This window comes from Campylobacter sp. RM16704, assembly GCF_000816245.1.
Lineage (GTDB): Bacteria > Campylobacterota > Campylobacteria > Campylobacterales > Campylobacteraceae > Campylobacter_D.
Genome location: NZ_CP007769.1, coordinates 1530661 through 1557536 on the forward strand (window position 1 = coordinate 1530661; position 26876 = coordinate 1557536).

Annotated in this window: 26 protein-coding genes and 1 tRNA gene; 10 read left to right on the forward strand and 17 right to left on the reverse strand. The window is 27.3% G+C overall.

The features are described 5' to 3' along the window. Positions 1-24: 24 nt before the first annotated feature. The 8 genes from CAQ16704_RS07760 to rpsU all read right to left on the reverse strand — a co-directional run bounded on the left by CAQ16704_RS07760 (position 25) and on the right by rpsU (position 6368). Complete coding sequence (locus CAQ16704_RS07760) at positions 25-1737, reverse strand: ATP-binding protein (protein ID WP_039667629.1); 1713 nt, start codon at positions 1735-1737, stop codon at positions 25-27. 8 nt (positions 1738-1745) lie between these two features. After that, entirely contained in the window at positions 1746-2222 is a 477-nt protein-coding gene (locus CAQ16704_RS07765) for a hypothetical protein (protein ID WP_039667630.1), read from the reverse strand. Next, positions 2219-2710 (reverse strand): YajQ family cyclic di-GMP-binding protein, encoded by a 492-nt coding sequence (locus tag CAQ16704_RS07770; protein WP_039667631.1) that lies wholly within the window; start codon positions 2708-2710, stop codon positions 2219-2221. Before CAQ16704_RS07770 ends, CAQ16704_RS07765 begins: the two co-directional genes overlap by 4 nt. After that, positions 2700-3632 (reverse strand): D-2-hydroxyacid dehydrogenase, encoded by a 933-nt coding sequence (locus CAQ16704_RS07775; protein WP_039667632.1) that lies wholly within the window; start codon positions 3630-3632, stop codon positions 2700-2702. Before CAQ16704_RS07775 ends, CAQ16704_RS07770 begins: the two co-directional genes overlap by 11 nt. Next, positions 3632-4804 (reverse strand): glutathionylspermidine synthase family protein, encoded by a 1173-nt coding sequence (locus CAQ16704_RS07780; RefSeq protein ID WP_039667633.1) that lies wholly within the window; start codon positions 4802-4804, stop codon positions 3632-3634. Before CAQ16704_RS07780 ends, CAQ16704_RS07775 begins: the two co-directional genes overlap by 1 nt. 14 nt (positions 4805-4818) lie before the next feature. Further along, entirely contained in the window at positions 4819-5436 is a 618-nt protein-coding gene (locus tag CAQ16704_RS07785) for a UPF0323 family lipoprotein (protein ID WP_039667634.1), read from the reverse strand. 71 nt (positions 5437-5507) lie between these two features. Further along, entirely contained in the window at positions 5508-6113 is a 606-nt protein-coding gene (locus tag CAQ16704_RS07790; protein WP_039667635.1) for a LysE family transporter, read from the reverse strand. Positions 6114-6155: 42 nt separating this feature from the next. Further along, complete coding sequence (rpsU, locus tag CAQ16704_RS07795; protein ID WP_002780697.1) at positions 6156-6368, reverse strand: 30S ribosomal protein S21; 213 nt, start codon at positions 6366-6368, stop codon at positions 6156-6158. Positions 6369-6550: 182 nt separating this feature from the next. Between rpsU and ccoG the strand changes: the two genes are divergently transcribed. The 5 genes from ccoG to CAQ16704_RS07820 all read left to right on the forward strand — a co-directional run bounded on the left by ccoG (position 6551) and on the right by CAQ16704_RS07820 (position 14288). Further along, positions 6551-7927 carry a cytochrome c oxidase accessory protein CcoG gene (gene ccoG / locus CAQ16704_RS07800; RefSeq protein ID WP_039667636.1) on the forward strand — a complete coding sequence of 459 codons (1377 nt, stop codon included), beginning with the start codon at positions 6551-6553 and terminating at the stop codon, positions 7925-7927. Further along, positions 7917-8546 carry a TetR/AcrR family transcriptional regulator gene (locus CAQ16704_RS07805; protein ID WP_039667637.1) on the forward strand — a complete coding sequence of 210 codons (630 nt, stop codon included), beginning with the start codon at positions 7917-7919 and terminating at the stop codon, positions 8544-8546. The genes ccoG and CAQ16704_RS07805 overlap by 11 nt, the downstream gene beginning before the upstream one ends. An 87-nt stretch (positions 8547-8633) precedes the next feature. Beyond that, positions 8634-9731 carry an efflux RND transporter periplasmic adaptor subunit gene (locus CAQ16704_RS07810; RefSeq protein WP_052245043.1) on the forward strand — a complete coding sequence of 366 codons (1098 nt, stop codon included), beginning with the start codon at positions 8634-8636 and terminating at the stop codon, positions 9729-9731. Further along, positions 9731-12853 (forward strand): efflux RND transporter permease subunit, encoded by a 3123-nt coding sequence (locus tag CAQ16704_RS07815; RefSeq protein ID WP_039667638.1) that lies wholly within the window; start codon positions 9731-9733, stop codon positions 12851-12853. The genes CAQ16704_RS07810 and CAQ16704_RS07815 overlap by 1 nt, the downstream gene beginning before the upstream one ends. Continuing rightward, on the forward strand, positions 12846-14288 hold the full coding sequence (locus tag CAQ16704_RS07820; RefSeq protein ID WP_039667784.1) for a multidrug efflux system CmeABC, outer membrane lipoprotein CmeC: 1443 nt from the start codon (positions 12846-12848) through the stop codon (positions 14286-14288). The genes CAQ16704_RS07815 and CAQ16704_RS07820 overlap by 8 nt, the downstream gene beginning before the upstream one ends. 18 nt (positions 14289-14306) lie before the next feature. Here CAQ16704_RS07820 and CAQ16704_RS07825 read toward each other — a convergent pair whose 3' ends face one another. Further along, a complete protein-coding gene (locus CAQ16704_RS07825) occupies positions 14307-14498 on the reverse strand; it encodes a mini-MOMP protein (RefSeq protein WP_052245044.1) in 192 nt (63 codons plus the stop codon). Positions 14499-14518: 20 nt separating this feature from the next. Between CAQ16704_RS07825 and CAQ16704_RS07830 the strand changes: the two genes are divergently transcribed. Then, positions 14519-15910 (forward strand): coproporphyrinogen III oxidase family protein, encoded by a 1392-nt coding sequence (locus CAQ16704_RS07830; protein ID WP_256375731.1) that lies wholly within the window; start codon positions 14519-14521, stop codon positions 15908-15910. Positions 15911-15936: 26 nt separating this feature from the next. Here the strand turns inward: CAQ16704_RS07830 and hemJ are convergent, their stop codons facing one another. The 3 genes from hemJ to glmM are packed head-to-tail and all read right to left on the reverse strand — an operon-like array spanning position 15937 to position 18162. Then, on the reverse strand, positions 15937-16386 hold the full coding sequence (hemJ, locus tag CAQ16704_RS07835) for a protoporphyrinogen oxidase HemJ (protein WP_039667640.1): 450 nt from the start codon (positions 16384-16386) through the stop codon (positions 15937-15939). Continuing rightward, the gene (gene lspA, locus CAQ16704_RS07840) at positions 16380-16832 is read right to left on the reverse strand and encodes a signal peptidase II (protein ID WP_039667641.1); all 453 of its coding nucleotides are present in this window, start codon (positions 16830-16832) and stop codon (positions 16380-16382) included. Before lspA ends, hemJ begins: the two co-directional genes overlap by 7 nt. Then, positions 16825-18162 (reverse strand): phosphoglucosamine mutase, encoded by a 1338-nt coding sequence (glmM, locus tag CAQ16704_RS07845; protein WP_039667642.1) that lies wholly within the window; start codon positions 18160-18162, stop codon positions 16825-16827. The genes lspA and glmM overlap by 8 nt, the downstream gene beginning before the upstream one ends. A gap of 130 nt (positions 18163-18292) precedes the next feature. Here glmM and CAQ16704_RS07850 point away from each other — a divergent pair, with 130 nt between their 5' ends. The 3 genes from CAQ16704_RS07850 to CAQ16704_RS07860 all read left to right on the forward strand — a co-directional run bounded on the left by CAQ16704_RS07850 (position 18293) and on the right by CAQ16704_RS07860 (position 20767). Next, complete coding sequence (locus CAQ16704_RS07850; protein ID WP_039667643.1) at positions 18293-19459, forward strand: DUF945 family protein; 1167 nt, start codon at positions 18293-18295, stop codon at positions 19457-19459. Beyond that, complete coding sequence (locus CAQ16704_RS07855; RefSeq protein WP_039667644.1) at positions 19456-20646, forward strand: replication-associated recombination protein A; 1191 nt, start codon at positions 19456-19458, stop codon at positions 20644-20646. The genes CAQ16704_RS07850 and CAQ16704_RS07855 overlap by 4 nt, the downstream gene beginning before the upstream one ends. A gap of 45 nt (positions 20647-20691) precedes the next feature. Further along, positions 20692-20767: transfer RNA gene (locus CAQ16704_RS07860), tRNA-Val, on the forward strand. A 31-nt stretch (positions 20768-20798) separates the two neighbouring features. On the opposite strand, the gene CAQ16704_RS07865 is transcribed toward CAQ16704_RS07860, so the two are convergent. From CAQ16704_RS07865 to CAQ16704_RS07880, 4 genes are all read right to left on the reverse strand, one after another. After that, complete coding sequence (locus tag CAQ16704_RS07865) at positions 20799-22793, reverse strand: AlwI family type II restriction endonuclease (protein ID WP_052245045.1); 1995 nt, start codon at positions 22791-22793, stop codon at positions 20799-20801. Between the two features lie 7 nt (positions 22794-22800). Then, on the reverse strand, positions 22801-23718 hold the full coding sequence (locus tag CAQ16704_RS07870; RefSeq protein ID WP_039667646.1) for a DNA adenine methylase: 918 nt from the start codon (positions 23716-23718) through the stop codon (positions 22801-22803). Continuing rightward, positions 23703-24722: a DNA adenine methylase gene (locus CAQ16704_RS07875; RefSeq protein ID WP_039667647.1), complete on the reverse strand. Its 1020-nt coding sequence runs from the start codon at positions 24720-24722 to the stop codon at positions 23703-23705. Before CAQ16704_RS07875 ends, CAQ16704_RS07870 begins: the two co-directional genes overlap by 16 nt. A gap of 170 nt (positions 24723-24892) precedes the next feature. Continuing rightward, the gene (locus CAQ16704_RS07880; protein WP_039667648.1) at positions 24893-25513 is read right to left on the reverse strand and encodes a DUF305 domain-containing protein; all 621 of its coding nucleotides are present in this window, start codon (positions 25511-25513) and stop codon (positions 24893-24895) included. 124 nt (positions 25514-25637) lie between these two features. Between CAQ16704_RS07880 and CAQ16704_RS07885 the strand changes: the two genes are divergently transcribed. Further along, positions 25638-26270 (forward strand): hypothetical protein, encoded by a 633-nt coding sequence (locus tag CAQ16704_RS07885; protein WP_039667649.1) that lies wholly within the window; start codon positions 25638-25640, stop codon positions 26268-26270. A 5-nt stretch (positions 26271-26275) separates the two neighbouring features. Here the strand turns inward: CAQ16704_RS07885 and ruvC are convergent, their stop codons facing one another. After that, a complete protein-coding gene (gene ruvC, locus CAQ16704_RS07890; protein ID WP_039667650.1) occupies positions 26276-26752 on the reverse strand; it encodes a crossover junction endodeoxyribonuclease RuvC in 477 nt (158 codons plus the stop codon). Between the last annotated feature and the right edge of the window lie 124 nt (positions 26753-26876).

A 26876-nucleotide genomic window follows, 5' to 3' on the forward strand; every position in this document is an offset into this window, starting at 1 on the left:
AATGCTTGTGAAATTTATGTGAATTTAATTTTTAAAACCGACTATCTTATTTTTATCAAAAGAAGATTCTATTTCTTTTTCTATAGTTTGTAAAAAATCATTCATTTTAAAAATGCCATCTTTAGAAATAGCTGCCTTTAACGCAGTATTTTTTACTACCATAACAATCTGTGCTCCACTTAGCTCGTAAGATGCTAGTTTTTCTATATCAACTTCATTATCAAATTTAGCATTTTTAGGTAAAGATTTTTGCCATATCATTAAACGCTGTTCGTAATTTGGCTTTTTAAATTCTATTTTATAGTCAAATCTTCTCGAAAAAGCCACATCTAGACTTTCTAAAAAATTAGTAGTAGCTATAATAACTCCACTAAAACGCTCAATTTGCTCTAAAAAAATATTTTGCATTTGATTATGCATTTTATCAGCACCGCCACTACTTTCTACTCTAGTGCTTAAAAATTGATCAGCTTCATTTAAAAGCAGTATAGGGCTTTGCTTGCTTGTTTGACAAAGCTCTTTATAGGTGTCAAAAATTTTTCTTACATTTTGTTCACTTTCTCCAACATATTTACTTAAAATTTTAGAACAATCAAAACTTAAAATGGATTTTTTCATTGCTTTTGCTAGACTTAAAGCACTCATTGTCTTGCCTGTACCAGCAGGACCATAGAAAATTATTTTTGCTTCTATATTTTTATTTGTTTTTATACCCCACTTGTTTAATCTTTCCAATACTTTTTTATCTTGTTGTTTTAATATACTTTCTAATAAATCTTTAGTGCTTTGAGGCATAATAACATCGTCAATATTAATATTTGGCTCTATAAGTTCAAAAATATCTTGGTTTTTTACTAAATTTTGGAGTTTTATTTTTTTATTTTTTTTAGGCTCCTTAAAATTAATAATTCTTTGCAAAATATCATCACTCAAATAAAATATCTTAGAAATATCCCCTAAAGAATTTATAAACTCATCATATTCTAAAAGATTAGAGCTTAAAAGCTTTGAATCTTCTTCTAATAAAGCTTTGTTTTCTTGTTTTTGTGCTTCATCTTCACTAATTAAATGAAGTAAAAAATCAAAATCTCTATTATAAGAATTTTCAGTATTTAACAAGTATTCTTCTTTTAATAAGCTAATAAATATCAAACACTCTTTTTCATTTAAACCATACTCTTTAAATATATCTTCTACAATATTAGGAATTTTACTTTTTTTTAAACACTCTTTAATGTAAGTTTCAAAAGTATTGATATCTTTTTTAATGCTTTTATTTTGAGAACTTTTAGTAAAAAAACGCAATCTTTGATAAAGTTCAATTTTAAAAAATTCATCTTTTAAATATGCAATATGATCTTCATAGATCTTATCTTGCATAAAATCTTGTATAGTTTTACCTTCTAAAACTTGTAAAAAAACTTCACTTAAACTTACCTCGCATTGCAATAAATTCAAAAATAGATTAGAATTTTTGCTTGCTTTAAAATCAGAATAAATTTGAACAATAAATCCTCTTTCTATAAGATTTTTAAGATCATTTAGGTGATCTAGGTATTCATATTCACTACTTTTAAAAACTTCACTAAGCAAGTTATAAACATTTATATTTGTGTTAGCCTGTAAATAATTTTTACATAGATATTTTAGAATTAAGATTTCATCTTCACTGCATTGTAAGTTTTTATAAATACTGCTCTTAAATGTATCATTTAAAAAAAGTTTTAAATCTTTCATATTTTCCTTTATATTGATTTTATACTAAATTTTATTTTTGATTTTTTATCACTAAAATTTATATTACCATTACAAACTTCATAAAAAATATCATAATTTTTACTTAATAATTTTTGACTAAAACCACAAGAATTTATTTGTTTGTTTTTACCGCTAAAAATAGGCTTTTTAAGGATTATGTCTTGTAAAAAATCATCATAATATTCATAATTAAAAAATCTTTTATTAAAAAGCTTTTTTGTATAACAAACACCGTTGATACAAATTTTATCAGTAATTTTTAATTCAAATAAAGCTTTAGAAGCATTATAAAGCTCTAGTTTAACTGATTTTTGTCTCTCATATAAAAAACCATAATCGGCAAATTTCATTTGAGGGGTTTTTAAAACAACATAAACTCCTTGTGATTGCGGCTTCTTTAAAGTACAAGAGCTAAAAAATACACATAGAAAACATAAAAAAAATATTTGAAATAAATTTTTCATTTGAGATTTTTAAAACTAAGATTAAGCTCTAAATTTAATTCTTTAACTATTTTCATCACATTTTGCAAGTCATCAATTTGTTTACCAACTACTCGAATTTCATTACCTCTAATACTTGAAGTTACTTTTAGCTTACTATCTTTTATAGCTTTATTTATTTTTTTAGCACTATCAGTATCAATGGCATCATTAACTTTCAAATTCAGTTTAAAATTTGCTCCGCTTTCTCTGCTTAGCTCTTTTATGCCATTAGGATTTATCCCTCTTTTAATAAGCTTTGAAATAACAATGTCTTTTAACACTTCAAGCTTTGCTTCACTTGAGCAAGTAAGCTTATAAACACTTTCCTTTTCATTTAGCTCTATTTCGCTTTTAATACCTTTTAAATCATATCTACTATCAAGCTCTTTTTTAGCTTGTTCTAAAGCATTTTTTAACTCTTGTTTATCGATTTCTCCACTTATATCAAAACTATGTTCACTTGCCATTTTCTATAAACTCCTTAAGGTTGTTAAATACAATTTGAATTAAATTTTGTATAGATTCTTTACTTGCCCATGCAACATGCGGGGTAATGATTAAATTTTCTTTATTTTTTATACTAAGTAATGGATGATTTTTAGTCATAGGTTCTATTTCAAGCACATCAAGTCCTACTTTGATATTTTTTTCATTCATAACCTTGGCTAAATCAAACTCATTAACAATACCACCACGACCCACATTAATCAAAATAGCTTCATCTTTTAAAAGCATTAATTCTTTTTTAGATAATAAATTTTTTGTTTTTTCATTTAAAGGTGCATGGATACTAATTATATCGCAAGTTTTTAAAAGCTCTTCAAGGCCTATTTTATCATACTCATCATTAAAATTAGATCCTGAAGTAGAATAATAACAAATTTTAGAACCAAACATTTGCGAAACTTTAGCCACTTCTTTACCTATAGCTCCAAGTCCTATAATTCCGTGTTTTTTGCCTGTTAAAGTATGTAAAGTCCTGCTAAAATCGCAAAACATTTCACTCTCACACCATCTACCCTCTTTGCTCCATTTATCATAATATGGAATTTGGTTTAAAAAAGCAAAAAGTAAAGCAAAAGTATGACTTAAAACACTTTTAGTAGAATAACTAGCTGCATTTTTTACCACTATGCCTTTAGAATTTGCATACTCTACATCTATGTTATTTACCCCTGTGCCAAGCTGCAAAATAAGCTTTAGGTTAGTTTTATCTATCACTTCTTTATCGATGATGATTTTATTAATCATCACAACTTGTGCATTAGCTATTCTTGCAATAACATCGCTTTTAGAAGTTAAATCATAACTTACAAACTCGCCAAAACTTTTAAAAATAGATAAATCCACCCCACCCAAAGTAGCAGCATCTAAACATACTATTTTCATTAATTTTTTATCATATGTCCTACAAATTTAGAATAATTATCAAGCACTAAGCCACCTTTTCTAAAGCCCAAGCCACAACCCTCATAAGCAAAGAAAACTCCTGCTTGATAATAATCATTTTCATTTTGATTAAACTCGGCAAATTCTTGATATACAAAACGATTATTTTGATAATCTCCATCTGTTTTAAAGCTTACATCTCCATTAGCTTCTATAATAGAAATATTTGCCCCTTCTCTACCAAAAACTGGCTTTTTGACACATTTTTTACCTATTAAAGGCTCATCACTTGCTTCTAGCAATAAAGGATGATTTGGATAAAGCTCCCATAAAATCTTCATTATACCTTTGCTTTGAAAAAGTAAAGTATAAGCAGGGTTTAAAATGATTGCTTTTTGATTTTGCATAATTTGAGTTAAAAGCATAGCAAGTTCACCTTCTTCTATAGCTATACTCTCCCAAGGAATGAGTTTGAAAAAATACTCAAAATTTACTTCATTTTTAAAAATACCTTCAGGTGAAAATTCTACCTCATCTATAAAAGAAAACTCACTTTCAAAACCAGCTTCACTTGCAATATGTGCTAGAAATTTTGTTGTGATCATATCCTCATCACTACCCGCAATTGAAGAAAACAATATCTTCCAACCTTCATAATATTTTTCAAATCCACTCACATCCTCTTCTAAGGTAATAAGTCTTTTAAAATTATCTCTTAAAGCCTCATAAATATTGTTAAATTGCGAACTTTCATCTAGATTATTTTGTTTTAAAATAGCCCATTGCAAAATAGCACTCTCAAATAAAGAAGTTGGAGTATCAGCATTAAATTCGATTAGTTTTATAGGTTTACCATCAAGCCCACCTGCTAAATCAAATCTACCATATAAATGCCAATGAACATCATTTTCCCAGCTCATCTTAATAGCTTCAACTAAATTAAAAGGAATTCCAAGCTCATCAAAGCGGTTATTTTCAATCACTTCTTGTGCAGCAGCTGTATACATATCATAAAGCTCATTTACTGCTTCATAATAAGCATTTGCTTCACTTTCTTTAACACAAACCAAATTAGAATCTAAATAATCACTTCCATCATTATCTGTATGCCATGAAAAACCAATTTTCTCTAAATATGCTTTCTCTAAAGGATTTACTTTTAAAAATTTCATTTTTTTTCCTAATCTTAAGACCCAAAAGAACCAGAAGAATTTGAAACAGCTTTGGAGCCACCACCAAAAAATCCTGATTTTTTAGCATTTGATCCAGAAGTTGCACTTGTCCCTGCTTTATTAAAGCTATTTACGCTTCTTTGATAAGCACTTTGATTTGAAAAAGCTCCTCTTTGTTGGTTAGCGAAATTTTGATTATTAAAAAGTTTTGACCCTATCCAGCTTCCCAAAATGGCTCCAGCTGCACTTGCAAGCAATGTTTCACCCAAAGAAAGTCCACCACTACTCATTTGAGCATTGTTTGGATTTGTTAAATTTGAAGTTCCATTGTCTATTTTAGCAGCTTCTTCTTGGATTAATTTATCCATTTCTTCTTTGCTTAAAACTCTTTCTGTGCCATCAAGCTGCTTTAAAACAACCCTAGTTTCATCACTTGGAAATTGATCTTTAATTTTATATTGATTTGGTGCAGTTTCTTCAATAATAACAAAAGCACCTTGAGTATTTGCAGCTTGGCTTAAAGCATTATTAGAATCATTTGTATTATTACTACAAGCACTCAAAGCACCACCGCTTATAGCAGCAATACCACTTATCATACTAAGTTTAAGTATAGTTTTAATATGTTTCATAATCTTTCCTAAAATTACAAGTTTAATTAATGAGATTTTAACAAAATAAATATTAATAAAAATTAATTGCTTTAATTCATTATAGTCATTAAATTATTACTTAAAACAAACACAGCAAAAGCAAAAAATATAAAAGCGCTTAAATAATCAATCGATTTTGTATTTTTTTCATAAATTCTTGTCATAAATGGCTTAGAAAACAACAAAGAAATCAAAGAAAAATAAATAATAGTTTCAAAAATCAAAACAAAAATCAAAACTGTCAATATTTTAGTGTTTTGTATAAAATTAAAATTCGCAAATACACTGGCAAAATAAAAAATTGCTTTTGGATTGGATAAATTAGTAATTATTCCACTTAAAAATGCAGATATACGAGTATTTTGCGTTTTTAATTTACCATTTTTTGCGTTTTTATAAATTATAAAAGACAAATACAAAAGATAAGATGCTCCAAAACTTGATAAAATAATTTGCAAAAACGGGAACTGGTAAAAAATAACACTCAAACCAAGTATAGAAAGTATAATCCACACACTCATAGCCAAACTTACACCCAAGCTTGCTTTCAAAGCACTCTTAATCCCTTCTCTTAGTGCATATGAGCTTACTAAGAAAAAATCAGGTCCTGGTAAAATAAGTCCAAAAAAATGAATGATTAAAATCCAAAGAAACATAACGATTAGCGAAGAAAAGCCGATTTCTCGGCTTTTTTGGTATTAGAGTCTTGACTCATAGCGTCTAAGCATATAGAGTCTTTTAAGCATTTTTTTACGAGCTGAAATTTTTTGTTTTTTACGAATTTCAGTCATAGGCTCAAAAAATCTTCTTGCGCGAACTTCAGTAACAACTAGATTTCTATCCACTTGTTTTTTGAATTTTCTATATGCTTCATCAAAAGACTCGTTAGGATGTACCTTAATTCCTGGCACGACCCTCACCACCTTTCTTTTTTAGAATAGAATTTTTATTGTAACATAATTTTATTGAAAATAAAATTTATTTTTAGGTAATTACATAAACAAAAAATAAACAATTAATTATTAATTAAGACTAAATTTGGTTTAATTTTCAAAAGCATGACTTAAATTTTTTATCTTTTAAAGGAAACAAAATGGGTGCCTGTATTACTAGTTATACTAAAAAGAGATATATTGCTTATACCATATCTATGATAGTATTTGTTATATTGCCTTTTATAAAAATTAACGGAAATCATTTCTTCTTATTAAGTTTTGATCACAAAAAGCTCAATTTATTTTTTATAGCTTTTGATACTCAAGAGCTTTATTTGATGCCTTTTGTTATCATGGGTATGTTTTTAACTATACTTTTTGTTACTACACTAGCTGGTAGAATTTGGTGTGCATGGACTTGCCCTCAAACTATAGCTAGAGTAATATATAGGGATTTTTTACAAACAAAAATTTTTAAAATTAACAAAAGCACCGCTAATAAGCAAAAATACACCGATGGGTTGTTTATCCAAAAAATTTTAAGTATTTTGGTTTTTTATATTTTTTCATTATTAATGATGAGTGCATTTTTATGGTATTTTGTACCACCTGAAGATTTTTTTGTGTATATCCAAAATCCTGAAGATCATTTATTACTTTTAGGAATTTTATTTTGTGCTTCTTTGGCTTTTACTTTTGATATAGTTTATTTGGGTGAAAAATTTTGTGTTTATGTATGTCCTTATGCAAGAATTCAATCTGTAATGTTTGATAATAATACTATTCAAGTTATTTATGATGATAAAAGAGGTGGAATAATTTATGATGGACACACAAAGCTTTATCAAAAACCACCACAAGGTGAATGTATAGGATGTGAAGCCTGTGTAAAAATTTGCCCAACACATATAGATATACGTCAAGGTATGCAACTTGAATGTATCAATTGTCTTGAGTGTGCTGATGCATGTTCGAAGATTCAAGCTAAATTTAATCGTCCTAGTTTGATTAATTGGACAAGTGCAAAAGCTATTGAAACTAGAGAAAAGGTAAAATATTTTAGGTTTAGAACTATTGGTTATTTGGTAGTTTTATGTGGGGTGCTTACCGCTTTAGTTTTAGTAGGAAGCAAAAAAGAAAATATGCTTTTAAATATTAATCGCTCTAGTGAGCTTTATCAAGTTAGAAAAACACACGATGGGGAATTATTAATTACAAATGCTTATGTATTTTTGTTTCAAAACACTGACAATAAAACTCATGAATATTATTTTGATATACAATTACAAGGTATTGAAAATGGTTTAGAAATCATTAGACCTAAAAAACCTTTTAAACTAAAAGCTGGTGAAAAAGATAAACAAATTGTTGTCTTAAAAGCCAACAAACAACTAGCAAACAACAATAGAAAAGACACGGTAATCCCTTTAAAAATCAAAGCTTATGCCTTAGATGATAAAAATATTATTGTAGAAAGAGAAAGTAATTTTGTGTATCCAAAAAACTCTGTTTTAGAGCGAAAAAATGAAAAATGAAAAAAAGCTTTCTTCAAAGTCTCAAACGAGACTTGATAAGATCAAACAAATTGCTACGGAGTCGTTTTTAGAAAATGGCTACGAAGCAACTAATCTTAAAGATATCATTAAACAAGCAGGTGGATCTTTTTCTTGTGTATATGAACATTTTGAAAGCAAAGAGGGGTTGTTTGAAACTATACTCAATGATTTTGCAGAAAATCATTTTCTAGCTTCCTTAAAAAGAAATATACATTCTTCAGATGATATTGATTTAAAAGAATTTTTATATCAATTTGCCCTAGCGTATTTAAAAATTTTTAATAACAAAAAAACCATTGCCATAGTGAGACTTTTATATTCTCAAATTTATAATGATAAATTTGATTTTGCATCATGGTTTAAAGGTAATAGTCGAAAAGAAGTAGAATACGTACTTCAAAAAAAATTTGAAAAGGAAAATGATTACTTAGCTACAAATGCCGAATTTCTAAGTGTTACTTTTTGTGCTATGTTAAGAGGAACTTTTTTTATGCAAAGTATTTTTGGAAATAAAGTATTAATGAATAAAAAAGAACAAGAAAAGCACGCACAAAAAATTGTTAAACTTTTTACAAATGGAATTATTAACTTTAATTAACTATATATTGATAGAATGATTATTTAAAAAATTTTGTAATACAAATTACTTTTTTATTTAGCCAAATAAAATTATTTAAGGAAAACAATGAAAACAAAAATTTTAACTCTAGCTTGTGCCTCTTTGATTTTTACTGCCTGCTTTGATGATAAAAATACACAGGTTAAAGAACTCCCTCCACAGCCTGTTAGTGTTATGACTATGCAAAGTGCTGATTTACCTTTAGAATTTACCTACCCTGCAAGACTAAGCACTCAATTAGATGTTATAATCAAACCTAAAGTCAGTGGCGAAATTAAGCAAAAATACTTTATAAGTGGTCAAGCAGTTAAAAAAGGAGATAAACTTTTTCTTATTGAACCTGATAAGTATCAAGCTAATGTAAATATAGCCTATGGTGAAGCTTTAGTCGCAAGAGCAAACTTCGATGATGCGGAAAAAAATTTTAAAAGAGATAGTATTTTAATAGAAAAAAAAGCTATTTCTCAAAAAGAATTTGATGCAAGTTTGGCTAAATTTAATTCCTCGAAAGCTAATTTAGAAAGTGCAAGAGCAAAACTTGCCAATGCAAGATTAGATTTAAAATATACCATGGTAAGTGCCCCGTTTGATGGAATTTTAGGTGATGCATTGATGGATATAGGTGATTATGTTAATGCCTCAAATACTGAACTTGTCCGTATTACTAACATTAATCCGATTTTTGCAGATTTTTATATTTCAGATGTTGATAAAATCAATATGAATAAAAATATAAAAGATGGAAATTGGCAACTTGAAAATATCCAAGTACAAGCTAATGTTGGTGGTGAACTTTATAATGGAAAATTATATTTTATAGATAGTGTAATTGATACTCATAGTGGTGGCGTAAAAGCAAAAGCTATTTTTGACAATAATGCTTCAAATTTAATGCCTGGATCGTTTGCTAATGTTCATGTTGGTGGTTTTGTACAAAAAGATGGTTTTGAAATTCCACAAATTGCACTTTTACAAGGTGATAATACTACTTATGTTTATACTCTAGTAGATGGAAAAGTGGTTAAAAATAATGTTAATGTTATTTATCAAACTGCAGATACTGCCATAATCAACCAAGGATTAAAAAATGGAGATAAAGTAATTTTAAATAATTTTAAAAAAATCCGTCCTGGTTCAAGTGTTAGTATAATGGAGAATAAATAATGTTTTCTAAATTTTTTATAGAAAGACCCGTATTTGCATCAGTTGTTGCAATTATTATTTCTTTATCTGGCATTATAGGACTTTATTCTTTACCTGTAGAGCAATATCCTTCTCTAACTCCACCAGTTGTTAAAGTAAGTGCAAATTATTCTGGTGCTGATGCTCAAACCGTAGCTCAAACCGTAGCAATTCCTCTTGAAGACGCAATCAATGGGGTTGAAAATATGATTTATATGGATTCAACTTCAAGTTCTTCAGGAGATATGAGTTTAAGTGTATATTTTAATATAGGAACTGATCCTGATCAAGCAACAGTTGATGTCAATAATAGAATTTCAGCTGCTATGGCAAGGCTACCTGAAGATGTTAAAAAAACTGGTGTTAGTGTTAGAAAAACCGGTTCGAGCATACTTGAGGTTGCTACTTTATATTCTCCTAATGGCTCTATGAATGCTTTAGAAGTATATAATTATGCTGCATTAAATATTCTAGATGACCTTGCTAGAGTTCCAGGTGTAGGAAATGCTGTTGCTATTGGTTCAAAAAATTATTCTATGAGAATTTGGCTCAATCCTGACTTGTTAAATAAGTATCAAGTTACAACCACTGATGTAATTGCAGCGGTTAGCGAACAAAATGCTCAATATGCTACTGGTAAAATAGGTCAAGAACCTGTAGTAGAACGATCTCCTTATGTGTATTCAGTAATTATGCAAGGAAGATTAAAAAATACCAAAGAATTTGAAAATATCATTATAAGAACAAATAATGATGGCTCCTTTTTAAGATTAAAAGATGTAGCAGAAGTTTCGCTGGGAGCAAGAGAATATACTTTCAATGGTAGATTAAATGGAAACAATGCTACACCTATTTTAGTTTTTTTACAAACTGGAGCAAATGCTGTAAGCACAGCTGAATTAGTGCAGAAAAAATTTGAAGAACTTTCTAAAAGCTTTCCAGAAGGCTTAACTTATAAAGTACCTTATGATACAACTTTGTTTATTAAAGCATCTATTAAAGAAGTTGTAAAGACTTTTTTTGAGGCTTTAATTTTAGTTGTAATTGTAATGTATTTATTCTTAAAAAATTTCCGCTCTACTATTATACCTATGATTGCCGTTCCTGTTTCCATTTTAGGAACTTTTGCAGGCTTATATGTTTTAGGTTTTAGTATTAACTTGCTTACTCTTTTTGCACTGGTATTAGCTATTGGTATTGTTGTTGATGATGCAATTATTGTGGTAGAAAATATCGATAGAATTATGCATGAAGATCCAAATATAAGCATAAAAGATGCAGCCATTAAAGCTATGGATGAAGTTGCTGCTCCTGTTGTTTCCATCGTTCTTGTACTTTGTGCAGTTTTTATACCAGTTTCATTTATATCCGGCTTTGTAGGTGAAATTCAAAGACAATTTGCTATTACATTAGCAATTTCGGTTGTAATTTCAGGTTTTGTAGCTTTAACTTTAACTCCTTCTTTATGTGCAATTTTCTTAAGAAGAAATGAAAGTGAGCCATTTTATTTAGTTAAAAAATTTAATAATATTTTTGATTGGTCTACTGAGGTTTTTGGAGCCGGTGTTGCTTATATACTAAAAAGAACCATACGTTTTGTAATTATTTTTGTTATATTTTTAGTTGGATTATACGGGTTATTCAAAATAGTACCAAATTCTTTAGTTCCTAATGAAGATCAAGGAAGTTTTTTATCGGTTGTAAATTTACCATCAGCTTCATCTTTAAATCGAACAACACAAACCATGGATGCCATGGCAGAAGAAATTATAAAAAATGAAAATATTACAGATGTAGTTGGCTTAATAGGATATGATCTTTTCACAGGATCTTTAAAAGAAAACGCTGGGGCAATGTTTGTAAATTTAAAAAACTGGAATGATAGAGATATGAGTAGCTTTGATTTAACAAGAATGTATAATCAAAAGCATTTTCTTGATCCTAACTCTCAAACTTTCTTTGTTAATCCACCTCCAATTCAGGGTTTGAGTTTAACAGGTGGCTTTGAAATGTATGCACAAAATCGAGGTGGTAAAAACTACGATGAAATTCAAATAGATGTAAATAAGCTAGTAGAAGCGGCAAATAAACGTCCTGAACTTAGCAATGTAAGAACAACTCTTGATACTAACTTTCCTCAGCTAAAGTTAGAAATTGATCGTGATAAAGTGAAACTTTATGGCTTAAATTTAGCTGATGTGTTTAGTACACTTAATGCAACTATAGGAACTTATTATATTAATGATTTTTCAATGCTTGGAAAAAATTATCGTGTTAATATTAGCGCAATTGGTGATTTTAGAAATACCCAAAATGCATTAAAAAATATTTTTGTTCGATCAAAAGATGGCTCTATGATAGCATTAGATAGTGTTTTAACACTTTCTAGAAGCGTTGGACCTGATGATGTTAAACGTTTTAATATGTTTCCATCTGCTTTAGTGCAAGGAGATCCTGCACCTGGATTTACTTCTGGTCAAGCTATTGATGCAATTGCACAAGTTGCAAAAGAAACCTTAGGAGAAGATTATTCTATTGCATGGTCTGGATCGGCCTATCAAGAAGTTACAAGTAGTGGATCTGGAACAATAGCATTTGTCTTAGGACTTTTATTTGTATTTTTAATATTAGCCGCACAGTATGAAAGGTGGCTTATGCCATTAGCAGTAATTACTGCTGTACCTTTTGCTGTATTTGGCTCTTTGCTTTTTGTATGGCTTAGAGGAATAGAAAATGATATATATTTTCAAACCGGACTTTTACTTCTTATAGGGCTTTCTGCAAAAAATGCAATTTTAATTGTAGAATTTGCAATGGAAGAACATCTTAAAAAAGGAAAAAGCATTTTTGATGCCTCTATTAGTGCAGCAAAATTAAGATTTAGACCTATTGTAATGACTTCATTAGCATTTATTTGCGGTATTTTACCACTTTTCTTTGCTTATGGAGCAGGAAGTGCGAGTCGCCATGCAATAGGTACAGGTGTTATAGGTGGAATGATAGCTGCTTCTACTATAGCCATTTTCTTTGTGCCTTTATTTTTCTATCTTTTAGAAAGTTTTAATAAATGGCTTGATGAAAAAAGAGGTAAAAAACATGCATAAACTAACAATATTTGCAATTTGCTTTTTTATAGCAGGTTGTAGCTTGAAACCAAATTTAGAAATAAAAGATATAAACTATACTAAAAGTTTGGATCAAAATATTAGTATTGATAAAAAGTGGTGGAAAGCTTTTGATGATAATTATTTAAATACTTTGGTTGATCAGGCTTTGAAAAATAACAATGATTTACAAATTGCATATATAAATTTGCAAAAGGCCTACGAAGCTTTAGGTATAGCAAGAAGCGATTTGCTTCCTAAGCTTGATGGCAGTGCAAGTGGAGCAAGAGCAAAAACTAGTATTAATGCACCAGGTAATAAAGGAGATGAATTTATTTATGGAAATGATTTTAATCTAGGTTTAAATTTAAGCTATGAAATTGATTTATGGGGCAAATATAGAGATGCCTATAATGCTTCAAAAGCAAAATTACATGCAAGTGAATTTGACTATGAAAGTGCTAGACTTAGTTTAATTTCTAATGTTATAAAAACATATTTTAATCTTGCAAGTTTAAGCGAACAGGTAAAAATTTTAGAAGAAACCACTCAAAGCTATCAAAAAACATATGAATTAAAACTAGAGCATTTTGAACTCGGAGTAATTAGCGGCTATGAACTAAATAAATTTAAAGCTGAACTTGAAAATTCAAGAGTTTTACTAACTAATGCCAAAATTCAAAAAGAAGCCAATATAAAGGCATTGAAAATATTAACCTCCAATGATATTGATGATATACTTTATAATAATATAGAATATAAAAAAATAGGACAATATAAACTTAATATACCCGAAGGTATAGGAAGTGAAATTTTACTTCAAAGACCTGATGTACAAGCTAGTTTAAAAGTTCTTGAAGAAAAAAATTATCTTGTTGGAGTAGCTAGAACCGCATTTTTACCAAATATTTCTTTAACTGGACTTTTAGGTTTTCAAAGTAATGATTTAGATCTTTTGGTTAAACATGGTAGTAATACTTGGAATGTAGCAGGAAATTTTGCCATGCCAATTTTTCATTGGGGTGAAATCGTAAATAATGTCAATATTGCAAAACTCACTAAAGATGAAGCTTTTTTACAATATGAAAATACTTTAAAAACAGCTTTTGGAGAGATAAGACTTGCTTTATTTAACCGCCAAAGTTATTACGAAAATGAGCAAAATTATAAAAATTTATTTCTAGCCCAAAGCAAAATCTATGAAATTTCTACTTTAAGATATGAAAATGGAGTAATTAATTTGGCTGATTTTTTACAAGATCAAAGAAATTATTTAAATGCCAAACTTTCCTATACCAACTCTTCTTATGAGCTTGCAAACTCAATTGTAGATGTTATAAAAGCTTTTGGTGGAGGATTTAATACTAAAGAAGAATCTAAAGAAAATATCAAAGCTATGGAAAAAAATTTAAAAGAAAACCTTTACAACAACTAAGTTTTTAAGACTTAGTTGTTAATGCATTTGAATTTGAATTCTTTGGTTAAAATTATTATTTCCTCTATCTTTTGGATTGTTGTGCTCAAAACGATAACGCACGCTACCTGAAACATTAACATCTTGAAAAATTTCATCTAAAGGTGCAGAATTTGACATACTTATAAATCCTAGCAAAAAAATAAAAAATGCTATAAAAATCTTTTTCATTATTAAGCCTTTATAAAAATATGATACAATTATATTCTTTTTTAAACAACTACAAAATAAAAACTAGGAAAACAATGAATTTTTTACAAAACTTAGCTCTTTCTTACTCACACAAGGCTATGCAAAAATCTTTAGAAAATGGTTTTAATGTTAAACTTTTAAAAGAAGGGCAAGAAAAAAAAATTAATCCAAAAAAATCTTATATGTTATATGCCCATATACCATTTTGCCATACTTTTTGTCCTTATTGTAGTTTTCATAAATACTATTATGATGAAAATTTAGCAAAAAGATATTTTGAAAGCTTAAGAGAAGAAATTAAACAAATTAAAGATAAAGGATTTGATTTTACTTCTATGTATGTTGGTGGTGGAACCACTTTAATCAATGAAGAAGAACTTGCCAAAACACTAGAACTTTGTAAAAAACTTTTTAATATCAAAGAAATTTCTTGTGAAACTGATCCAAATCACATTAATCCAAAAAAATTAGATATGTTTAAAGGGCTTATAGATCGTTTAAGTTGTGGTATACAAAGTTTTGATGATGATATATTAAAAAAGGTCGCAAGATATAATAAATTTGGATCAAGTAAAGAATTACAAGAAAAATTATCTAAAGCCATTGGTATACTTCCTATTATGAGTATTGATTTGATTTTTAATTTCCCTTCTCAAACTAAAGAGCAATTACTCAATGATTTAGAAATAGCAAAAAATTTAAAACCTCAACAAATTACTACTTATCCTCTAATGAAATCAAATCTCACAAAAGATAATATTGCTAAAACATTAGGTGTAAGTTTTAAAGATAATGAATTTGAATTTTATAATATCATTACGGATTATTTTAAAGACTATGAAAGAAATAATGCATGGTCTTTTTCATTAGAAAAAAATACTTTTAACGATGAATATGTTAGTTCTCATCATGAGTATCTAGGTGTAGGAAGTGGGGCTTTTAGTTTTTTAGATGGAGAGCTTTTAATTAACGCCTTTAATTTAAACGATTATTCTAAACTCGTAAAAGAAAAACAAAATGCAAATATTGCTAAAGCTAATTTTGGTAAAAAAGAAATTATAAAATATGTTTTTTTAACCGAAATGTTTACAGGAAAGATTGAAATAGATAAATTTAACAAAACCTTAAACTGTAATTTAGAAAAAGATCTTTTCGTCGAACTTTTAGGTCTTAAACTAAGCGGGGCTGTAAAAAAAGAAAATAATACTTTATATACAAGTGAATTTGGGCAGTATTTGTTTATGGTTTTAATGAAAGATTTTTATACGGGTATGGATTTAGTTCGTGCAGTATTTAGAGATGACAAACGCCTTCAAAATAAAGATCATATTAGCATAATGCATGAAAATATAGATCCGCTTAATTTTAAAAGTATGGAATTTAATCAGTAAAAGCTTTAAAAGCTTTTACTGATTTATTAAAATGGTTTTATTATCATCATTATAGCGATAATGATGAATAAAATCGTTGGAACTTCGTTATATGCTCTAAAAAATTTTCCACTTTTTTGATAGTTATTATTTTGAAGCTGTTTATAATAATAATAATTTTGAAAATGATAAAAAACTAACAATAATGCACAGGTTAATTTAACATGCATATATCCACCTATTTTTAACAAATCTACATTAGCTACTATCATTAAAATTCCAGTAATTACAGTAACAACCATTGCAGGGGTTTGAATGTAAAAATATAATTTTTTTTCTTGAATTTTTACCACTTCTACAAAACCTTTATTATCTTTATGTTCTGTATGATAGACAAAAAGTCTCGGTAAATAAAACATTCCAGCCATCCATGAAACAAATGCCAAATAATGCACCATTTTAATCCATAAATACCATTCATTTAAAAAATTTAACATTTTTCTCCTTTATTAAAAATTTCTTTTATTAAAATCAAAGCTACGCTTATATTTATCATCACATCAGCTAAATTAAACACAGCAAATTCAAACCATTTATGCCAAAATACAAAATCCACTACACCTATATGTATGAAACGATCAAGTAAATTTGAACAACCTGCAGAAAGCATAATAGCAAAAGCGATTAAATGTGTTTTAAAAAAATCTTTTTGGTATAACAAATATCCAAATAAAACCAAAATAAAAACAAGCTGTATATATTTTAAATACTCACCTAAAAAGGCAAACATCGAAAAAGCTACACCAGTATTATAAGTTAAAACTAAATCAAAAAATTCACCCCTGTATTCAAGTCCTTGTAAAAATAAATACTTACTAACCTGATCAAGCATGAAAACTATACAAAAAGTTAGATAAAATTTTAAAGATAAAATTTTAAGCATTTAACGCTTTCATAAAAAAGCTTTCCACGGCTTTCATTTCTTTTTCTAAAAGCTTAATGTCTTTTGCTTCCAGCAATAATCTTATCAAATTTTCAGTTCCTGAGTACCTAAACAAACTAGCAATTCCTTTTTTTTCTAAATCTTTTTTCAACTCATCCAAGCCTGCAAGTTTGCTTAAGTCTTTTTTCTCTGAAATTTTAAGATTATGCAAAAGTTGTGGATAAGGCTTAACTTGATTTAAAATTTCACTTGCACTTTTTGCCTCACTAAGCATTAAAGCACTAAATTGCAAAGCAGCTACCAAACCATCTCCAGTTTTTGCATAATCACTAAAAATTATATGCCCACTTTGCTCCCCACCAAAATTTCCACCACATTCTTTGAGTTTTTCAAGAACATATTTATCACCTACATTGCAAGTTTCATGCGTGATTTTATGTTTATTTAAAAACTCTTTTAAAGCACCATTGCTCATTATAGTGCTAACTACGCTTGATTTTAACTTGCCTTGTTTTTTCAAAAATAAAGCTAAAACACCCAAAAGACTATCCCCATGAGCAACTTCGCCTTTTTCATCCACAACAACTAAACGATCTGCATCTCCATCAAAAGCAAAGCCCACATCTGCTCTAAATTTCTTCACTTCCAAAGCTAAATTTAAAGGATGCAAAGCCCCGCAATTTTCATTGATATTTAAACCATTTGGCTTATCATTGATCACGATTACATCTGCACCAAGTTCTTTAAAAACTGTAGGTGCTACTTTATAAGAAGCTCCATGAGCCACATCTAGCACAACGCGTAAAGATTTTAAAGTTAATTCCTTAGGGAAAGAATTTTTAATTGAAACAATATATCTTCCTATAACATCATCAATTCTTTTTGCTTGGCCAATTTGTGACTTTATGGTTCTTGCTTCTTCAATAAGTTTATCATTAAAATAAATTTCTTCTATTTTTGTTTCTGCTTGCTCATCAAGTTTATTTCCATGTGCATCAAAAAACTTAATACCATTATCATAGTAAGGATTGTGTGAAGCTGATATCATAATACCTGCATCACAACGCATATCTTCAGTTAAAAATGCAATAGCAGGTGTTGGCATAGGACCTATTTGTATCACATTATAACCTATAGAAGTAAGCCCTGAAACAATAGCATTTTCTATCATATAACCACTTCTTCTTGTATCTTTTCCCACTAAGATATTATTTGTGACTGCTTTATCTTTAAAATAAATTCCAGCAGCCATAGCTAAACGCATAGCTAAAAATGAATCTAAAAATTCTCCTGCTTTACCACGCACTCCATCAGTTCCAAAAAGTTTCATTTTTTTACCTTTATTTTAAATTATAAAATTATAAGAAAAAAAGTTAAGTAATATATAAATGCAAAAAAGTTATAAGCATTAGTTAGTAATAAAAATATATAATTTTTAAAATTTTACTTAAGGAAAATGAATGAAAAAAATCATTGCAGGAGTTGTTGTATTGGTTTTATTAGTTATGGGATTTTTTACTTCAGCTTTTTATATTAATTCCACAAATGAAAAAATATTTGCTCAAATGAGTCAAGATACAATGTATTATGATGTCGAAGATGCTAATTATACTAAAGGATTTTTAAATTCCAAAGGAAGTTTTATAGCTACGCTTAATGATTTATCTTATAGCTTTAAGATAAATGTTGATTTTTCTAATAATTTTTTCGCAAGCAATAATGCTGTAGTATCTATTATAAATGAAAATGAAGATCTAAAAGGAATTTTTCCAAATGAAGAAATTGCAAAAATTCTCATAGGAATAAAATTTGGAAACAAAACAACAATCAATGCTAAAGTTAATGATATAAATACCACTCGAAATAATGTTAATATCATAATTAATAATTTTAATTTTGTCGCTAATACACAAGATGAATTCATAAAAGATATGTACTTAAATATAAGTCATTTTTTGCTAAAACAGGCTGATGAGAGCTTTGAATTAAAAAATATCAAAATTTCAGAAATTCCTATTGGAAATTTAAATTTTAAAGATATTTTTAACCCGACACGCAGTAGTGAGCAAAAAATTAATATAGAAGCTATTAAATTTATTGATGAATTACTATTAAACAACTGCAACATATATGCAAAAACAATATCAAACACACAAAACAATTATGATAGTATATTGAAAATTAATATTAAAGATTTTCAACTACCAAAACAACAATTAACTTTAAACAACATTATCTTAGATACTAATTTTAATAGCATTTCTAAAGAAGCATATGATGCTTTAGTGCAAAATTCAAACACTGATATTTTTTCTATGATGCTTTTAGCAAGTCAATTTTTAAAAGCAAATCCTGAAATCATTTTAAATACGCTTAGTCTTGAAAAAGAAAACAAAAAGTTTAACGCAAATGGAAAAATTCTCTTTACAGAAAATGTCATAAAATCCCAATTTCATGCAAATACTCAAATACTTCCTAGTCAAATTTGGTCTGAATTTGCAAATTTTGACACATATTTTATAGATAATAATGGTTCATATGTGCTTGATTTTATTTATGATGATTCTAATAAAACAGATGTTAAAACTATCATTAATGGTGAAAACCTTATCATAAATCAACCATGACAAATCTAAGCTTAGTCTTTCGTCCTAAAACTTTAGATGAGGTTTTAGGACAAGAAAATTTAGTAGAAATTTTTAAAAAATTCATACAAGTTTCAAAACTCCCTCATAGTGTATTTTTTGGCCCGGCAGGTTGTGGAAAAACTTCTTTTGCAAGAGCAATAGCATATGAATATAAGCTTAATTTTTATGAATTTGATGGGGGAAATTTTAAGCTTGAAGAACTTAGAAAAATACTAGGTAATTACGAAAATTCGTTATATAAACCTTTAATTTTTATCGATGAAATACATAGACTTTCAAAAACTCAACAAGAAATGCTTTTAATCCCTTTGGAAAATCAAAAATGCCTTTTCATAGGTGCAAGTACTGAAAACCCTTACTTTACTTTAACTTCTGGCATAAGAAGCAGAAGTATGCTTTTTGAATTTAAAGGTTTAGAATATAAAGACTTAGAAAAACTTGCCACAAAGGTGCAAGAAAAATTCCAATGTAAAATTAATGATGATGCAAAAGACTTTTTAATCACTTCTAGTGCAAATGATGCAAGAAGTTTTTTAAATTTATGCGAGTTTGCTTTAGCTTTAGATAGCACTCATATCACACTTGAAACCTTAAAAAAACTAAGAGCAAATGTTTTAAGCGATGGCACTTCAAGTAAAGATACGCATTATAAACTTGCAAGTTCTATGATAAAAAGCTTAAGAGGAAGTGATGTAGATGCAAGTTTGTATTATCTTGCAAGATTGATTGATGGGGGTGAAAGTGCGGATTTCATCGCTAGAAGATTAGTGATATTTGCAAGTGAAGATATCTCAAATGCAAACCCACAAGCACTTAACCTAGCCACAAGCACACTCATAGCAGTAAAAAACATAGGCTATCCTGAAGCTAGGATCATCTTAGCTCAATGTGTGGTATTTTTAGCAAGTTCGCCTAAGTCAAACTCAAGCTATCTTGCTATAAATGAAGCACTAAATTATGTACAAAACAACCCTGCATTAAAAATACTCCCTTATCTTGATAATAACAACCCACAAAGAAAAAACTACCTTTATCCGCACGATTTTGGAGGCTGGGTTAAGCAAAGATACCTAGAAAAAGATTTGAAATTTTATCATAGCAAAGGCATAGGTTTTGAAGCACAGCTAGACTTATGGTTAAAAGATATGAAAAAAACTAAAGGCTAAATTTAAGCACAATGTAAAAATATTTTTATATAATTTTCATTTTTTGGTTCCGTAGCTCAGTTGGTAGAGCACCACCTTGACATGGTGGTGGTCGTTGGTTCAAGTCCAATCGGAGCCACCATTTTTTATTTCTTTCAATCGGATCTATGAATTTAATTTTTTAGTTTATCTTTTATATATTTTTCATACCATTCATCAGCATCCAATTCATCTAAATTAGCTTTATATGCTTCATCAAACAAAGAATAAAGTTCACTATATTTTTTATTATTTTTTATGATATTTTTTAATTCAATTGTTTCCAAAGGTATAATTTTCATTCCTTTAATTTTATTTGTACTATCACAAGTATCATAATATGTAGAATTTTTACGATTTCTAAAATCGCTTAAAACATTTATGTCTAAATGTGTAGTTGAAAAAACACAATAAGAATTTATGTTTCTTGTTGCTAAAAGATGTTGTCCCAAATGTCTTGAAACAGGCTCCATTTCTGCTCTTCGTTGATTTGTTTTATCTGTGAGTGTTGCTTCTAGAAGCAAAGCATGTTGCGGATAAAATTCACTTTCTTCATATTCATAAACAATGTCTGCTTCACCACCACCTGCGTGAGATATGGGAAGAAAATCTGCATCCATAGATAATTTCATATAATCTAAAATTTTACCTTTTCTTTCACTTATTTTGTACCATATAATACCTAATAAATATTCATATATAGTAGGAACATCAGCATTATTTGTAATATATTCTTTTATTACCTTATCTTCTCTTATTTCAAGATTATTTAACAATTCTACAAGTTTTCCATCATTAAATTTTTCATCAATCAACTTGTTAAATCTTTCATATTTTTGCTTTTCATACTCACTCATTGCATCATCAAGTGTTGAAATATTAAGTCCAAACTCACTATTTATAGAATCTATAATAATATTATCATTTGATACAAAAGATGATGAAATTTCATTTAATTCACAATCTTTATACAAATTTTTATCTGAGATAAATGCATTTTTATATAAATCTTCTATTGCTGTTTTAAAAAAATATTTTGGAATTATGTCAAGTTCAACTTTATTATTTTTAAATAAGAATATATTACTAAGCCCTAAATAACGTCGATTTAAATCAGCATAATCTCTAAGAGTAGCTTTTGCTTTTAATAAATGCAACACTTTAAAAAAAGCTACTTTAAATTCATCCTCACTAGAAACTTTATCAAAAATACTAGGATTTAAAACATTACAAAGCTCTTTCTTGATCTTTTTTGTAGTTATTTTAGTAGTAAAAATAAATTTACTCCATAAGGTTTTTAGTTTTAATTTTCTTATAATGTTATATAACTTTATCAATGAATCTTCATCTTTTTGCTTCTGTAAAAATATAGCTTTCAATATTTCATAAACTTCAAAATAATCTAAATCGTAACTTGGACTTTTTCTATTCATTCCTATTTTACAAATTACATCTTTGTTAATTTGTTTTGAATCTAAAAACCATTTCAATGCTTCTTGGTAATTTTCCATTTCCATTAAACGTTTTATAATAATATCATCTATATTTATTTTATTATTTCTTAAATATGAAATTTGTATTAAAATTTGTTCTGTATATTTTTTACTTGTACAAAGTGGAAGAAGATAAACAAATTCATCATATTCTAAAAATTGATGTTTATTAAGTAGATAAAGTGCAATTATAAAAGGTTTAACACATTCATTTTCTACAATAATATTAGTTTTCAAAAGTTGTTTTAAATATATAAAACTATCTTTTGAAATTTGCAAAAGATTATCTGTACTAAAATCTCTATTTTCACTGACTTGTAAAAGTTTATGCCCTACTTCTGTTAATTTTCTATTATTATCAATTAACCCTATATCAACAAGCCCTGAAGTTTTTTGCCTTGCATCTTTATCCTTATTATTTGCAATTCCAACAACAAAACCATTATCTTTTAAAAAATCATAGTAATTAGATTGTAAAATTCTATTACCTATCCATTCTTGTCCTATATTTTTTGGTAGTTGCCAAAAATCATTAAGTAATTTTAATTGAAGTTCAATATTTTTATTAAAATTCTCAGTTCTAAAACTTGTAGTTCCTAAACTCCAACAATAACTTTTATATCTAAAATTTTCCATTTTATTCCTAATAATTAATAATTAATACCTCATCACTTGTAAAATTTTTATCTTTAATTTGATAATTAGAATTTGAATATTTATGTTTTAAATGATGAATTTTATATTTTTTATTTTTTAACCAATACTTTAATATTTCATTAGTTTTTCCTTTACTAGACAAAACATTTGAAAGAGCAAATCTTATATTTTGATTATCTAATTTTTCTAAAAAATCAAGCAAATCTTTTTCATCGTTCTCACTCCAACTACTATTTTCATTATAGGTTGCACAAGTAATTAAATAGGGTGGATCAATATAAACAAAATCATTTTTTTCTAAATTTTGAATATTAAAATTTCTAAAATCAATACAAGAAAAATAACAATTTTGTTCTTGTATTCTTTCAATAAAATTAATAAGTTTTTGTTCCATTTTAGTATTAAAATCTCGTTTTCCAACAGGTAAATTAAAATTACCTTTTGAATTAAATCGGATTTGATTATTGAATGCATAAACAATCATCACATAAAACATTATATAATAATCAAAAGATGTATTATTTTTTGTATTAAAATCATTTCTAAGCTTTAAATATCCATTTTTATTATACTTACTCAATCCTTTAGAGCTATCACATTTGTAAAATTCATATCCATACTTACTAACAATAGACAAATCATATTTCTCAATTATTTTATAAATTTGTTTTAAAATATTTTCACTATCCATTTTTTTAAAAAAATTATATAAATCATAGAGTTTTATATTGATATCGTTATATATTGTCTTTTTACTTTTTACATTTAAACCTACATTACAACCCCCACAAAACAAATCAATAAAAGTATTAATATTCTTAGGAAATAATGGCAAAATTTGAGGAAGTAATTTAAATTTTCCACCAGTATAATTTAGTGGTGAAGCAATTAATGGCATTTGCATAAAAACAACCTTTCATAATTGTCTTTAATATTTGATTTACCTGTACTAAATGCTTTGTGTTCTTGAGAAAAAATACTCACTTCACCTCTTGTGCTTAATGATTGTATTATAACCTCATCACTTATCTTCGCATTTGAGCGATTATTACCTTTAGTAGACATATTATTATAAGATAATAATATATATTTTGCATTTATATTTGATATTAAATTAACAAAAGTATCATTTGCAGTATTACTACAATATTTACTTTTAATCATACTTCTATCCATTTTACGGGCTACACCAAAAACCTGTGGTTTTTTCCAAGTAGCTATATTTTCTAATAAATGATAAGTGTCGCTATATTGTCTAGAATTATAAGGAGGATCAATATAAATTAAATCTGCATAAATTTCTTTTATAAGTTCATTTGCATCTTTATTAAAACATCTATTATTACTGTTTAATTTATTATAAAATTGTGGTAAAGTCAGATTAATTTCATTAACCAATTTTACATTTTTTCTATAAGCATCATAATGTCCACAAGTTACTGCTATTTTATCCATTGCGTATATTAATGAAGTAATTAAAATAGCTTTTTCTTTCTCATTTATTTGATCACTTTCTTCTAAATTTTCAATACTTTCACGAATAAAACCTATTTTAGAACAAACTTTAGCACTAAAATAAGTATCAGCGAAATTTTCTCTCATATAATTATTTTCATTTTTATCATATTTATTAAAATCATTTAGCAAAAATTTTATTTTATCTTTATCATAATTTTCAGGACTAAACCATGCAACATTACAAAAATAATTACTTTGTAAGATATCATTTGTATAAATTATTTTATCTATAAATGCACTAGCAACTACTCCCGTTCCTGAAAATATATCAGCAACGGATTTTATATTTTTACAGTTTTTATTTATAATATTTAAAATAAATGGTAAAAGCTTTGTTTTATTACCCAAATAACGACGAGCACTAATATTAAAACTTGATAACGTAGTCATTAATATCCAGAATATAAATTTTATATAATTATATACTAAACTATATAAGATATATTGAATTTTAAATAAAAGCTAGTATTTAGTATTTAATTAATATCTAAATATATTATTACCTTTATTCTTAATAAAAGCAATAATATATTATTATAAATTTTATAAACTACCTATTTTTACATATATTTTAATAAATTTGTAAATTCTTGAATTTCTTTTTCTTGATCTAAGATGATTTTTTTCGCTATATCAGTGATAGTTTTGTCTTTAGAGTAAAATAAAATTTGTTTTGAAGCATCTACTGCACCTTGATGATGTGGAATCATTGCTTCTAAAAAGTCTTTGTTGATATTTTTACTTTCTTTAACCGAACTCATTAAAATCATCATTTTTTGCATGAGTTCTTTTTCTTCTTGGACAAATTTTTTATAAGTTTCTTCATCAATTTGAGTTTTTGTATAAAGATTTTTATCTAAAATTTCTTGAAATTCTTGAATTTCTTTTTCTTGAGCTTTGATGATATTTTGAGCAATTTTTTTCATCTCTTCACTTTTAGTATGCTCTAATAAAAGCTTAGATGAGTCAATAGCACCTTGATGATGTGGAATCATATTAGCCAAAAAATCTCTTTCTATGTCATTGCTTTGTACTAAAGGGTTTTTCATCATAGGTTCATGCATACTCATCATGATTTGTGATGAAATACTTCCAGAAGCTCCATGATGAGCATGGTGAGAATTGGTGGCAAATAAAGCACTTGCCAAAACTAAACTTGAAACTATAGTTTTTATTTTCATTTTTATCCTTAATATTTTTATTTGAAAACTAAAAATATATAAAAATATTACAAACTAAAATTAACTAAAAAATTAAATATTTTTTTGTTATAATTTGTTTAAAAATATTTTAAAAGGGATAAAAATGCTTAAAGAACTACTTGAAATTAAAAAAGAAATGGAACCTATAATTCATGATTGTTCAGTAAAAATTCAAGTAGCCGCAAGAGAAGTTATTGTAAGAAGAAGAGAATACGAAATCTATGGACCTATGATAGATAGAGTATATCTTGATAATGCAATTTATATTAAAATTTTTGGTGGAGGTCGTGATACAAAAAGTACTAAAATCGATATAAAAAATGGACTTTATATGGTTTATGTAGCACCTGATAAACCAACTAATCAAGAAACAATGAATAAATTAAAAATTGCATTTGAAAGTATAGATAATAAATTTATTTCAAGAATTTTAGAACTTAATAGAAGAATGAAAGAAGTTATTAATAAAACTCAAGCAACTTTAGCAAAAGCATCAAATATGAATGTAGTAATAGAAACAAACTTAGGCGAAGCAACTGCATCAAGTAAATTTATAATTACTATTAAATATTTAAAAGATAATCAAAAATTAGAAATGAAAAATTCAAAATCTGCAGGTAGTTTTAGAGATACTAAAAATCAAATTAATTTAGTAGTTGATAAAAATACCGATTCTGCAATTTGTGAAAAATTATTACATGATGTTGAAATTTATTTTATAGGAAATGGAAAATAAATTTTTTACTTTTTAGCTCTTAAATTTGCCAAATGTGTTAAAGCAACCGCAATAGCATCAGTTATATCAAGTGGTTTTATATCTTTTGAAATTCCTAATAATCTTTTTACCATAAAAGCTACTTGTTCTTTAGTGGCTTTTGCTTTACCTGTTACGGTTTTTTTAACTTGCAAAGGTGTATATTCTGCAAATTCTCCGTGAATTTGTAAAATTTTTAAACTCAATGCTCCACGAAATTGTGCTAGCTTTAAAACTGTTTTTGGATTATATGCAAAAAATATATCTTCTATAGCTACCTCATCAAATTGATGATTTTTAAAGATTAAATCAAGCCCTTCACATAATTCTGTAATTTGATATTGTAAGTCGTTGGGTTTGATTTTAATAAGTCCTGCTTCTATGAGTTGATTTTTATTATTCATCCTTTCTACAATAGCATATCCACAATACTTTGAACCAGGATCAATTCCTAAAACTTTCAATTTATTCACTCTTTTCTTCACATAGATATAAAAATTTATTTATGTGAATAATTTTAACCATATTTTATAAAAAATAAGCTAGAATTTTGGTTTTAAATAGAAATTTATATTACCAAGAAGAATA